The sequence below is a fragment of the Arenibacter sp. F26102 genome, from assembly GCF_023015865.1.
Taxonomy (GTDB): Bacteria; Bacteroidota; Bacteroidia; order Flavobacteriales; family Flavobacteriaceae; genus Arenibacter.
Genome location: NZ_JALKBC010000002.1, coordinates 287993 through 299549 on the forward strand (window position 1 = coordinate 287993; position 11557 = coordinate 299549).

12 protein-coding genes are annotated in these 11557 nt (G+C 38.8%); 4 read left to right on the plus strand and 8 right to left on the minus strand.

Annotated features, from left to right (window positions below; all coding sequences use genetic code 11):
• Positions 1 to 19: 19 nt before the first annotated feature.
• The 6 genes from MWU78_RS03790 to MWU78_RS03815 all read right to left on the minus strand — a co-directional run bounded on the left by MWU78_RS03790 (position 20) and on the right by MWU78_RS03815 (position 3539).
• Positions 20 to 481, minus strand: coding sequence for a hemerythrin domain-containing protein (locus MWU78_RS03790; protein WP_246995127.1), 462 nt, complete (start codon positions 479 to 481; stop codon positions 20 to 22).
• A 195-nt stretch (positions 482 to 676) separates the two neighbouring features.
• Positions 677 to 1402 (minus strand): iron-sulfur cluster repair di-iron protein, encoded by a 726-nt coding sequence (gene ric, locus MWU78_RS03795; protein ID WP_246995129.1) that lies wholly within the window; start codon positions 1400 to 1402, stop codon positions 677 to 679.
• A gap of 5 nt (positions 1403 to 1407) precedes the next feature.
• Complete coding sequence (locus MWU78_RS03800; protein WP_246995131.1) at positions 1408 to 1704, minus strand: cupin domain-containing protein; 297 nt, start codon at positions 1702 to 1704, stop codon at positions 1408 to 1410.
• Positions 1658 to 2617 carry a tryptophan 2,3-dioxygenase family protein gene (locus tag MWU78_RS03805; protein ID WP_246995292.1) on the minus strand — a complete coding sequence of 320 codons (960 nt, stop codon included), beginning with the start codon at positions 2615 to 2617 and terminating at the stop codon, positions 1658 to 1660. The genes MWU78_RS03800 and MWU78_RS03805 overlap by 47 nt, the downstream gene beginning before the upstream one ends.
• Positions 2618 to 2623: 6 nt before the next feature.
• Positions 2624 to 3061, minus strand: a complete 438-nt coding sequence (locus MWU78_RS03810; RefSeq protein WP_246995133.1) for a hypothetical protein — start codon at positions 3059 to 3061, stop codon at positions 2624 to 2626.
• A 43-nt stretch (positions 3062 to 3104) separates the two neighbouring features.
• A complete protein-coding gene (locus tag MWU78_RS03815) occupies positions 3105 to 3539 on the minus strand; it encodes an Rrf2 family transcriptional regulator (protein ID WP_246995135.1) in 435 nt (144 codons plus the stop codon).
• Between the two features lie 282 nt (positions 3540 to 3821).
• On the opposite strand from MWU78_RS03815, the gene MWU78_RS03820 reads away from it, so the two are divergent.
• The 3 genes from MWU78_RS03820 (at position 3822) to MWU78_RS03830 (ending at position 7311) form a co-directional block, all read left to right on the plus strand.
• Complete coding sequence (locus MWU78_RS03820) at positions 3822 to 4196, plus strand: hypothetical protein (RefSeq protein WP_246995138.1); 375 nt, start codon at positions 3822 to 3824, stop codon at positions 4194 to 4196.
• Positions 4197 to 4408: 212 nt separating this feature from the next.
• Entirely contained in the window at positions 4409 to 6430 is a 2022-nt protein-coding gene (locus tag MWU78_RS03825; protein ID WP_246995140.1) for a TonB-dependent receptor, read from the plus strand.
• Positions 6431 to 6447: 17 nt separating this feature from the next.
• A complete protein-coding gene (locus MWU78_RS03830) occupies positions 6448 to 7311 on the plus strand; it encodes a hypothetical protein (protein ID WP_246995142.1) in 864 nt (287 codons plus the stop codon).
• Positions 7312 to 7381: 70 nt separating this feature from the next.
• On the opposite strand, the gene nagB is transcribed toward MWU78_RS03830, so the two are convergent.
• Positions 7382 to 9310 carry a glucosamine-6-phosphate deaminase gene (gene nagB, locus MWU78_RS03835; protein ID WP_246995144.1) on the minus strand — a complete coding sequence of 643 codons (1929 nt, stop codon included), beginning with the start codon at positions 9308 to 9310 and terminating at the stop codon, positions 7382 to 7384.
• Between the two features lie 266 nt (positions 9311 to 9576).
• Between nagB and uxuA the strand changes: the two genes are divergently transcribed.
• On the plus strand, positions 9577 to 10764 hold the full coding sequence (uxuA, locus tag MWU78_RS03840) for a mannonate dehydratase (RefSeq protein ID WP_246995146.1): 1188 nt from the start codon (positions 9577 to 9579) through the stop codon (positions 10762 to 10764).
• A 124-nt stretch (positions 10765 to 10888) separates the two neighbouring features.
• Here uxuA and MWU78_RS03845 read toward each other — a convergent pair whose 3' ends face one another.
• Entirely contained in the window at positions 10889 to 11557 is a 669-nt protein-coding gene (locus MWU78_RS03845) for a bifunctional 4-hydroxy-2-oxoglutarate aldolase/2-dehydro-3-deoxy-phosphogluconate aldolase (RefSeq protein ID WP_246995147.1), read from the minus strand.

Genomic DNA, 11557 nt, shown 5'->3' on the forward strand with positions numbered 1-11557 from the left:
GATCTTCATTTTTTTATTTTTACTCCCAAAACATATCGGAGTTATTATCCAAAAATTTGGTTTCTTCATGATGTTCCAAAAAGGATTCCATTTGTTGTTTGGTGGCCACTTTCTGAATTTCATTGAAAAGTACCCTTTCCTCAAAACGGATATGCTGTTCCAATTCTTCCTCTATTAGGTTTAATGACTTTTTTAATTCTAAGGAGCTATTGAATAACCGGTCCAGCCTTCTATGTTGTACGATGGCTTTTTTGACTAATTCATTATCGTTTCCCAATATGGGAAAGATGTATTTTTCCTCCTCTTTAAAATGTGGAATTAAATGGATTTTGTAAAACCAGTCAGTGTAGTTTTTTATGCGATCTACTGATATGCCTTTGGCAAATCCAGTCCTAATTTTCCAAGATAACAGAAGTCCCTGATGATGGTCCCTGCTCAATGGTTGCAAAGCCTGATGTCTTTTAATAGGTTGGGTTTTCATAGTCACTATTTTTTAGTTATCGCCCAATGGTAGTGTTGGGCATTTTCTTTGTCATGGTATTCGTTAGCCTTTTGGTAAACAGGGACCAATACGGCACGGTCGGGGGGACTTTTAAGTAAAGTCATAACCGGTACAGGATTGGTTTGCCTGTTTATTTATTAAATCATTTTGCTTATTGTTTCTTTATACTTGAATTTAATCATTTAATACTTTTTCCAATTCTATGGCCTTTGGGAAGAGAATGTTATTTTCCAAATGTATATGTTTGTGCAAATCCTCTTCGAATTCCTGTAGTAGTGAAAATGTTACACGGTAAGTGTTGCAGGCGTCAGCTGGAGGGGTGTAATTATCACTTAATTCTGCTATTAACCTAAAGCGATCCCCTTCGTTCTCGTGTTCTTGCATCATCATTTGTATGGGATTCTGAATTGTGCCGAAATTTTGTTGGGCCAGTGGATAACCTAGGTATTTGCTCTGAATCATTTTACGTACGGCAGGGAAAACAATTAGTTCCTCTTTTTTCATATGCATGGCAAGTTCGCCAGCACTCTTGTTAAAATGCTCTGTAATTTCCAACAGTTCTGGATGTCGATCTCCATGAACTCTACATAGTTTGGCCAGATATTGATTCAAAATAGGTATCTGCGCCTCTACATAGCGGTGATGTTTTTTCTCTATATAGTCAGCCAGTAGGTCCAATGGCCAAGTTTTGAAATCGATATTGCTATCGTTTGTTTGATGCTGAACTGTTTCAATTTCTTGTAGCAGGAGATTGGCATCCAACTTATTTTTTTCGGCCACCTCTACAATGTTTCTATTGCCCTTACAGCAAAAATCTATTTTGTGATTTTTGAATATTTGCGCTGTGCGATAGTTTTCCGCTACTATTTCTCCAATACTTTTGGTCATTAAATTTTCCATGATTATTAATTGTTAAAATTTATATTAGCATCTTTTGCCATTATGGCTACTGCTTGAAATTCTTCTAGTATGGTAAGACTGTGTTCCAATCCTGCAGGTACCAACATTGAGGATCCTTTCTCCAATAGATATTCGGTTTCCTTGGCTTTAAGGATGGCTTTACCCTCCAGGACAACAATTACCGCTTCTGTGGTACTGTGATGCTTAGGCATGCCCGTCCCGGACAAGGCCTTAATTTGTAGGATTTTAAGATTTTCACCTACCTGCAGGTGTGTCAATTCTGGTCTGTTCAATACTTCCATAGTCTTCATATTTGTTGTTCATTCCCCAGTTTTGTTTTTCGGTTGTCGTCCACAAGGCCGGGAAAAATTTGCGTTGCTGATATTTTGGATGTAGATATTTTTTCCATTCAGAGCCGCCTGTTGCTGCTTTGTTTTGACCTTTTTTATCCAAGTAATATTCGGCGGTATGTAAATGGACCAATGGCCATTCAATATTATAAAGCCTGTCAAAAGTGCGAAGTCTTTTTCTTAGGGCATCAGGAATATAGGGTAGTTGTGCCAACTTGTCCTCAAGGGTGTTGCCCATTAAATTGTTGGCGGATTCGGTATACTGTTTAAGATACTTTTCCTCAAAAAGTTGTAATGTCAAGTTTTTTTGGCCCGTTTTGGGGTTGGTTCCTGCATCCTTCCAATAAACATGTTCCAAACATTCCCTTAAATCCGGATTATTGGATAAATGGCTTTTCTTCCTAATACTGATCAGGTTGGTCAATGAAGTACAATGAAGTTCTATAAACCTAAATTGTGCGCTTTGAAAACCGCTGGCAGGGGTAAGGGTAGTACGAAACGCATTATAGTCGTCATAGTCCATGCCCACCGTCATAATATCAAAGGAATTGATCAATATAGTGGTGTATTTTATAAGTCGATCCAGTTTGGTAGTAAGAAATTTAGTGGTAGGCGTGGGTTCCGCCACTATTTGCTGCAGTTCGTGCAGCATCATTTTTAAATATAGTTCGGTTGCCTGGTGGTACATGATAAAAATGGACTCATCCTTAAAATTGGTACGTGGTTTTTGAAGGGAGAGTAAGGTGTCCACTTCAACATAATCCCAATATGTTATAGGTTTTGAATGGAGAAGACCCTGAAGATAGGTGTCCGGGTTCTCCCCAAGGGATTGATATTTCTCTGTTATTTTTTGGATAATGTCCATCACAGTTTAGGTTTTATTTATATTAATTCCGTAAATAAATAGTGTCGTTACTTTTATCACCTCTAGACCTACATAATATAGATGGGCGTTGGATATGGGAACCGGCTTATTTTCAATAATTGCTATAGCCCTAGTGTCCAAGATGGGTAGGAGAATTAGGGTCTGAAAAATTAGAATTGCCAATGGAATAAGAAAAAGGAGATTTCTCCATAAAAAAATCTTCTTGGAAGCCCTGTATAATGTAAGTAATATGAAAATGGCCAATACCAATTCCACTTTGTTTAGTGCATTAAACACTAATTTACCTATGCCCAAACCCGCGGACAGCGTTAATGTAGGTTCTTTAAATTTTAACCAAGCCTCCATAAAGCTTATAGCCCCTACAAATCCAATCCACAAAAAAACAGCAGCTATTATGTATAGGTTTTTTGTTGTCGTCTTCATATAAAGAGTTTAATACCTTTTTATCCTTTTATTATTGAAAATTTTATCTTTTCAGATGGGTCAGGCCAATATCCAAGCCTGACGCCAATTCGTACAAGCTAGTGTTTTGTAGCATTATCTTTAGGTTGTCCCGGATCACTACAAATTTATGATGAACGGGACAAGGCTGTCTGGCATCACATTGTTTTAATCCTAATCCGCATCCATTAAAAATATCATCGCCATCAATGGCATGTACTATATCGTGTAATTTAATAATATCTATTCTGGATTCCTCAATCTGAAACCCACCTGTTGGACCCTTATGGGAATCTATAATGCCACTCTTGGCCAAAGACTGTAGTATCTTCGCAGTAAATGCTACTGGGGAATTCACTTCTTCCGCAATTTCTTTAAGGCTTACGCGCTCTTGGTGCATAGACTTAACAGCTATATATATGGTGGCTTTTATACCGTATTCGCAGGCTTTGGAAAACATAGTTACTCTAAGTTTGATCGAGACAAATATAAGTTTTATTCTTATTTCGGACAAATTTATCCTAAATAAAATGCATCTCGACTATTAATCTTGTTTTTCACTTCTATTTTTTTTAACTTAAAATTTAAGGGTTATGATATTTGTCATCTTTTAGTGTTTGTGGATTGTCCTATCTTTGTCCGGAAAGATAAAAAAAAAGCAGACTTTGATTGTAAAAGGTGCTTTGTTAATATAATTGTAGTCTTATATTTGGGCTGTAGTTTTCAATTATAAAAATATATAATGAAACAAGTAGTATTGTTTGTTGCATTGATCATGCTGATAAAGCCGCTTTGGCCTTTAGCAGAGTATGCGATAAATTATGACTACATAGTTGAGAATCTTTGTGAAAATAGGGATACTCCATCCTTACATTGTAATGGTAAATGCTATTTGGCGAAACAATTGGCCAAAGAATCGGAAGGGAGCGATAAAAATCCTTTCGAGGGCAAGCGGTTCAACTTGGAAATCCAGTACATATCTTCATTCGAGCCATTAATGGTTTTTGGAGCTGGTAATGAATATGGAAATAGCATTCAGAATAACTTTAAAAGAACCCAGATTCTAATTCCTGGGTTATACACTTCAGATATTGCACAGCCTCCCGAGCTGGGATAATTCAATTTTTGCCATGGTAGTTTTGGAATTATTGTAATTCCCATGTCACTACTATGCCAACTTAAAGGAATTGTATTGTCTAAAAAAATCAAATGAAAGATCGTAGCGTTAGCATACGCTCTTAATTTTGCAACTCACTTTTTTTAGATAATTAACTAAAATTTAAACGTGTGAAAATTATTAGATGTGCCCATAAAGTATGCTTAATACTTATGGCAAAGAGCAAACCTATATCCAGGTTGGTGCTTTTGTTAGGGATATTACTATCACCTATTTACAATGTCGCACAGGAATTGGTTTTGCATAAGGATTCGATTATCACAATCAATTTGGATGAAGTTATCCTGATTTCGGCAAGAAAGGCATTGGATTACCATCGTCAGCCCAAACCCTTATCGACCTTGGATGAATATTTGGAGTCGTCAAAAAAAGTGGACATGGTTAAACGTGGTGCCTATGCCTGGGAACCTACTTTGAACAATATGTTCTCTGAACGTCTTTCGGTTACCATAGATGGGATGAGGATTTTTGGTGCTTGTACGGATAAAATGGATCCCATAACTTCTTATGTGGATGTGTCCAATTTGTCAAAGGCCCACATTGCTTCCGGCCAACAGGGAGCGGAGCACGGTACTACCATTGGTGGCGCCATTAATTTGGAGCTGGATAGGGGTAATTTTAAGGAGACTGGATTATACGGCGGTTTGGAGACCGGTTTTGAAAGTAACAGCCAGATGAGCGTTGTTGGTGCCGAGCTTAACTATTCCGATTCCCAATACTATGTGGATACCGATATTATTTATCGCAAGGCAGAAAATTATTTTGCAGGCGGTGATGAAGAAGTTCAGTTTTCCCAATTTGAAAAATATAATTTTTCTACCAATGGCGGTTATAAAATTACCGAAGGTCGGGCACTAACAGCGAGTATTATATTTGATGAGGCCAGGGATGTAGGCTATCCGGCATTAACTATGGATGTTTCTTTGGCCAGGGCCATTATCGCATCAATAGGTTTTGAACAGGATAATTTATGGGGCATTTTAAATAATTGGAAATCCAAGGTGTATTTTAATAAGGTTACCCATGTTATGGATGATACCAAAAGGCCCGATGTACCCATTCATATGGATATGCCCGGTTGGAGCGATACCTATGGATTTTTCTCACAAGCCCTCCTAAAGATTAAAAAGCATCAATTTTTGTTCAAAGCGGATGGCTATTACAACAAATCCTTGGCAGAAATGACAATGTATCCGAACGACCCCAATGAGTTGCCTATGTTTATGCTGACGTGGCCCGATGTACGTACCGCCAATGCTGGGATCTATTTAGAAGATGAGCTCAGTTTTAATGGAAGCTTTTTAAAAATAGCGACCAGAATGGCCGTGCAGAATCAGAATGTGGCGGACGAATTTGGATTGAACAGTCTAAGGATTTTTTATCCTGATATGGAAAAATCCAAAACACGTTTCCTGAAAAGTATTTCTGGACAATGGCATAAAATGTGGATGCCCTTGCATTTCAATGCCGGACTATCCTATGGGGATAGGGCGCCTTCCGTTACTGAGGGTTATGGCTTTTATTTGTTCAATAGTTTTGATAACCACGATTACATTGGGGATCCGGGACTTGTAAATGAAAAATCGATGGAGGCCAATACCAAGATTTCTTGGGAGAAGTCCAAATTTAAGGTGAGTGCAGAGGCCAATTATTTTCACATTAAAGATTATATCATTGGAGAGGTTGATTCTTCCCTTAGTGTAATGACCATTGGTGCGGAAGGGGTCAAGATCTATAAAAATTTGGATTATGCCAATTTGTTCAACACTTCGTTGGATATGGAATACGCAGTTCTGCCAGAATTGAAATGGTCAGGATTAATTTCCTATCATCGCGGTACCGACAATAATCAGGAGAACATACCTTTTATAAGTCCATTTTCATATCGATCGGGTCTTCAATATGACAACAGGTCATTTTCAGCCGCTTTAAGGATAACGGGGGCAGCAAAACAAGTTAACTATAATCCAGATTTTGGGGAGGATCAAACACAGGCATATACAGTGTGTTCCCTAACCTTAGGGAAAACCTTCAATTTTAATAACGATTCAATGTATGCGAAATTCGGGGTGGAGAATATTTTTGATGAAAATTACTCCACGTACACCGATTGGAAAAATATTCCACGCATGGGAAGAAATTTCTTCTTAACACTTTCTTATTCAATAAATTAATTTTAATAATAAACAAAATGAAAACAATAAAACCATTTATAGTAATATTCATAGTAGCCTTGGTATTAAGTTCCTGCACATCGGACGGTGACGATTCGCCAAAAATTGAAGAAAATCCAATGGCAGAATTTAATTTGCTTTCAAACATCGAGGCCAACGGGCACAGTTTGGAGCTATATTCCAAGGGTAAGAAGGGTTTTACTACCGGATACAATGAAATATTTGTACGTATTAAAGACAATGCCGACGCAAGCTATTTTACCGATCCGGAAATTTCATGGCTGCCGGTTATGCATATGACAAGTATGAACCATTCGTGTCCAAAATCAGATCTTAGTATTACGGAAGAAAACAATACGGTTTCAAAGGGATACCTTGTATTTCAAATGGCCGGAAATACGGATGAATTTTGGGACATAACTTTTACATATATCGTTGACGGGCAGGAATATTCTTTGACGGAAACCATAGATGTTGTAGCCCCCAGTGATGGTAAACAAAAGGTTAGTTCGTTTATGGGCAGTGATGATGTAATGTATGTCCTGGCTATGGTGGAACCTTCAGATCCACAAGTTGCTGTTAACGATATACAGGCAATTTTGTTTAAAATGGAAAATATGATGAGCTTTCCAGCAGTGGAAAATTACACCATTGCACTTGATCCCCGTATGCCAAGTATGGGTAACCACAGTTCCCCCAACAATGTGGATTTAACCTTTGATGCCGCAGCCAAAAGTTATAATGGAAAATTGTCTTTGACAATGACGGGGTATTGGAAGCTTAATTTAAGGTTGCTTAATGGCAATGGAGAGGTGTTGAAAGGCGAAGAGGTTACGGATGAAAACGAAGCCAGTAGTTTGTATTTTGAATTGGAGTTTTAGAAAAAACTTATCATAATAAAAAAGGCTGCCCGATCGGGCAGCCTTTTTGTGTTTATAAACAAATTTCAGTTTAAAATTTATAGCGGACAAATGCTTCCATTGCTGCATAATGTGCCAATCCCAATTCATCGTATTTGGCGGCAGTTTCTTTATTCCTATCCTCTGCACGTTGCCAAAATTCCCTGGAATCCGATCCTTGGAATACTACACCATCCTTTTGGGACTGGTGCTTGAAAATTCCATATCGCTTGGCCAAAACCTGACTTGGACTCATTGGTACGGCCATTTCTATGTCCTCAATATCCCATTCTTGCCATGCTCCCCTGTACAACCATACCCAACAATCATTCATGTAGGATTTGGATTTAAGTCGCTTCAAGGACTCAAAAATAATGTCCAAACACACTTTGTGGGTGCCATGTGGGTCTGCCAAATCTCCAGCGGCGTAGATTTGATGGGGTTTAATTTTTTCGATCAAATCCATGGTGATTTTGATATCTGCCTCACCTGGAGGATTTTTCTCAATGGTACCGGTTTCATAAAAAGGCAGATCGTTAAAATGTATCTGATCGTCCGTAAGGCCAACATAATAACTGGTAGCCCTTGCTTCACTTCTACGTATAAGTCCTTTGATATTTCTTACCTCTTCAATATCAATTTCACTGGTCTTTTTGTTTTTTATGAACTCAGTTGCCTTTTTGTAAATTTCAATAGATTTTTTATTGTCAAGTCCAAAGGAACGGTTATAATCGATTACGAAATCCGAGAATCGCAAAGCTTCATCGTCTGCAACAGCTATGTTTCCAGAAGTTTGATAAGCTACATGTACCTCATGGCCTTGGTTCTGCAAACGCATAAATGTACCACCCATACTAATTATATCATCATCCGGGTGCGGACTAAAAATAAGCACACGCTTTTTGGCGGGATCTGCTCTTTCCGGTCTATTGGAGTCATCCGCATTGGGTTTTCCACCTGGCCACCCAGTTATAGTATGTTGTAGTTTATTGAAAATTCGAATATTAATGTCATATGCATCGCCAACTTCCGTCAACAAATCACTCATACCGTTTTCAATATAGTCGGCCTCTGTAAGCATAAGAACTGGTTTCTCCAATCTTAGTGCCAATCCAACAACGGCTTTCTTGATCATTTTTTCATCCCACTCAACCTTCTCTACTATCCATGGGGTACTTATCCTGGTAAGTTTGGTAGAAGATCCTTGATCTAGGACAAACACACTATTGGGATGTTCCTGAAGATAGGACGCGGGCACCTGTTCCGTAATAGGTCCTTCAACAGAAGCTTTAATGATAGATGATTTGCCTTCACCCCAAGCCATAAGGATTACTTGCTTGGCCTGCATTATTTGCTTTATTCCCAGTGTAATCGCCGTTTTGGGAGTATTGTACAAACCTTGGAAATCTTTACTGGCCGCAACCCTTGTAATATGATCAAGTGTAACCAATCTTGTTTTGGAATTGGGAAGGGAACCCGATTCATTGAAACCAATATGTCCATTACCACCAATACCTAAGACTTGCAGGTCTATCCCACCCAAAGCGTCTATTTTGGCCTCATACTCTTTACAATAATCCGCAATATCCTTTTTTTCCAAAGTTCCATCCGGAATATGATAATTTCCGGGTTCAATATCTATATGGTTAAATAGCAATTCCTTCATGAACCGCACATAACTTTGTATGGCATCCGGTTCCATTGGATAATATTCATCCAAGTTGAAGGCTATCACATTCTTAAAACTAAGGTTTTCTTCCTTGTGCAAACGCACAAGTTCAGCGTACAGCCTTTTTGGAGTGGAACCTGTGGCGAGGCCAAGGACACACATCTCCTTTGCTTTTTGTTTTTTCTTAATTAATGTCGCAATTTCAGCCGCAGCTGCTTTGGACGCAACCTCTGAAGATTCAAAGATTACCGTGTTGATTTTTTCAAACCTTTTTTCAAAACTGGTAACCTTGTCGATTTTACTTTTAATCATGGATAGATAGATTTTTTGTTCATTTTTGGTTGAATCGATAAAAGTAGTACAAACTATTCAAATGCCTAAAAAATATAGGGAATTTTAACCAAGTTTAAGTATAAAATTTATTTTGTTATACTTTTGATCTTTCCCAATTATGGTCCTTGCATTACTTATAAAATTAATATATTGGTAAATTATTTACTTTCAAGAACAGCTGAGTTGAAATAATTTTGTCGAATTGTTGCTTTTGGGGTTATGTTTTATTTAAAAAATTAAAATTAATGAGTTTGACTTTAGAAAATACATGGAGATGGTACGGGCCCAAGGATCCTGTTTCTTTGATGGATATTAAGCAATCCGGAGCTACCGGCGTAGTTACCGCCCTACATCACATTCCCAATGGGGACATTTGGCCAGTGGAGGAAATAAAGAAAAGAAAAGCAACGATTGAAGCGGTAGGTTTGACCTGGTCCGTGGTTGAAAGTGTTCCCATACATGAAAGTATAAAGACACAACAGGGGGACTATCAGCAATATGTGGAAAACTACAAGATTACCATAGCCAATTTGGCTTCCTGTGGAATAGATACAATTTGTTACAATTTTATGCCTGTTTTGGATTGGACACGTACCAATCTGGATTATGAGTTGGAAGATGGATCTACGGCCTTGAGGTTTGAAAAGGATGCTTTTGCCGCTTTTGAACTGTTCTTGCTTAAACGTCCTGGTGCGGAAAAATCATATACCATGGAGGAGCAGAAAGCTGCCAAGGATTATTTTGAAAAAACCTCTGAGAAGGATCGCAAAAAATTGGTCCAAAACATTATTGCTGGCCTGCCAGGAGCAGAGGAAGGTTATAGCCTAAAGGAATTTAATAAGATATTGGCCACCTATGAACATGTTGGAGCCAAAGAATTAAAGCAAAATCTATTTTCTTTTTTAGAGAGTATTATTCCGGTTGCCGAAAAAGGAGGGGTACGTATGTGCATTCACCCGGACGATCCACCATATCCCATCCTGGGCTTGCCAAGGGTGGTAAGTACGGAGCAGGATATTTTGGATTTGTATAATGCAGTGGATAGCCCCAATAACGGACTAACCTTTTGTACCGGGTCTTTTGGGGTTAGGGCGGACAACGATTTGGTGGGAATGGTAAAGCGCTTAGGCCATCGTATTCACTTTATGCACTTGAGAAGTACAGAGCGGGATGAAAAGGGTAATTTTCACGAAGCCGATCATTTGGCCGGGGACGTGGATATGTATGGTGTGCTGAAGGCTTTGGTAGAAGAGCAACAAAAAAGAAGCGCTTCCGGAAGGAAGGATCTTCGAATGCCAATGCGACCAGATCACGGACATAAAATGTTGGATGACCTTAGGAAAAAAACAAACCCAGGCTATTCTGCCATAGGAAGGCTTAGAGGTCTTGCAGAATTAAGAGGACTCGAATTGGGAATAAGAAAGTCCCTTTAAGATTTAATAAATCCTAGTTCTAGGAAAATAGCGAACAGATTATACGTAAAACCCTCCTTTTTTGAACTAAATTGGAGGGTTTTATATACTAATACATTTGGAAGTCGATTTATGGGCTCAAATACTAATTCCGTATTTTCTTTATTAGGGCCAGTGTTTCACGTACGGTCTGTTCCAAGGCGCTGTAATCTTTATTTTCCAATACCGATTTGCTAATTAGGTTAGAGCCCATGCCTACACAGGTGACTCCTGAATTGAACCAACCTTTTAAGTTGGACTCTTCCAAGGTAACACCCCCAGTGGGCATCACGTTGGTCCATGGTTGAGGTCCCCTTATGGCTTTAACAAAACTTGGTCCGTAATTGGCGCCGGGAAATAATTTTATGATTTCACAGCCCAATTCCTCAGCTCTATTGATTTCTGTTAGGGAGCCACATCCAGGGCTCCATAAAACCTTTCTGCGATTACATACTAAGGCAATATCTTCACGCAAAGAAGGGGTTACAATAAAATTGGCACCCATTTGCATATATAGCGAAGCGGCTGCCGCATCGGTTATGGATCCCACACCTACCGCCATTTCAGGCAGTTCCTTTATGACGAACTTATTTAGTTCCGCAAAAACTTCGTGGGCAAAATCTCCACGTGCCGTGAATTCTATTAGCCTAGCACCACCGGCGTAACATGCTTTTAATATTCTTTTTCCTAGCTCCACATCTGGATGATAAAATAAGGGAACAAGCCCCGTTTCTTTCATTAAGGTGGCAACTTCAATTCTCGTAAACTGTGACAT

What these genes read in the sequence shown, in the direction of transcription:
- MWU78_RS03805 (WP_246995292.1), bottom strand. Translation starts at nt 2,617, where the DNA reads ATGGACATTATCCAAAAAATAACAGAGAAATATCAATCCCTTGGGGAG.
- MWU78_RS03825 (WP_246995140.1), top strand. Translation starts at nt 4,409, where the DNA reads ATGGCAAAGAGCAAACCTATATCCAGGTTGGTGCTTTTGTTAGGGATA.
- MWU78_RS03845 (WP_246995147.1), bottom strand. Translation starts at nt 11,557, where the DNA reads ATGTCACAGTTTACGAGAATTGAAGTTGCCACCTTAATGAAAGAAACG.
- MWU78_RS03790 (WP_246995127.1), bottom strand. Translation starts at nt 481, where the DNA reads ATGAAAACCCAACCTATTAAAAGACATCAGGCTTTGCAACCATTGAGC.
- MWU78_RS03815 (WP_246995135.1), bottom strand. Translation starts at nt 3,539, where the DNA reads ATGTTTTCCAAAGCCTGCGAATACGGTATAAAAGCCACCATATATATA.
- ric (WP_246995129.1), bottom strand. Translation starts at nt 1,402, where the DNA reads ATGGAAAATTTAATGACCAAAAGTATTGGAGAAATAGTAGCGGAAAAC.
- MWU78_RS03800 (WP_246995131.1), bottom strand. Translation starts at nt 1,704, where the DNA reads ATGGAAGTATTGAACAGACCAGAATTGACACACCTGCAGGTAGGTGAA.
- nagB (WP_246995144.1), bottom strand. Translation starts at nt 9,310, where the DNA reads ATGATTAAAAGTAAAATCGACAAGGTTACCAGTTTTGAAAAAAGGTTT.
- MWU78_RS03830 (WP_246995142.1), top strand. Translation starts at nt 6,448, where the DNA reads ATGAAAACAATAAAACCATTTATAGTAATATTCATAGTAGCCTTGGTA.
- MWU78_RS03820 (WP_246995138.1), top strand. Translation starts at nt 3,822, where the DNA reads ATGAAACAAGTAGTATTGTTTGTTGCATTGATCATGCTGATAAAGCCG.
- uxuA (WP_246995146.1), top strand. Translation starts at nt 9,577, where the DNA reads ATGAGTTTGACTTTAGAAAATACATGGAGATGGTACGGGCCCAAGGAT.
- MWU78_RS03810 (WP_246995133.1), bottom strand. Translation starts at nt 3,061, where the DNA reads ATGAAGACGACAACAAAAAACCTATACATAATAGCTGCTGTTTTTTTG.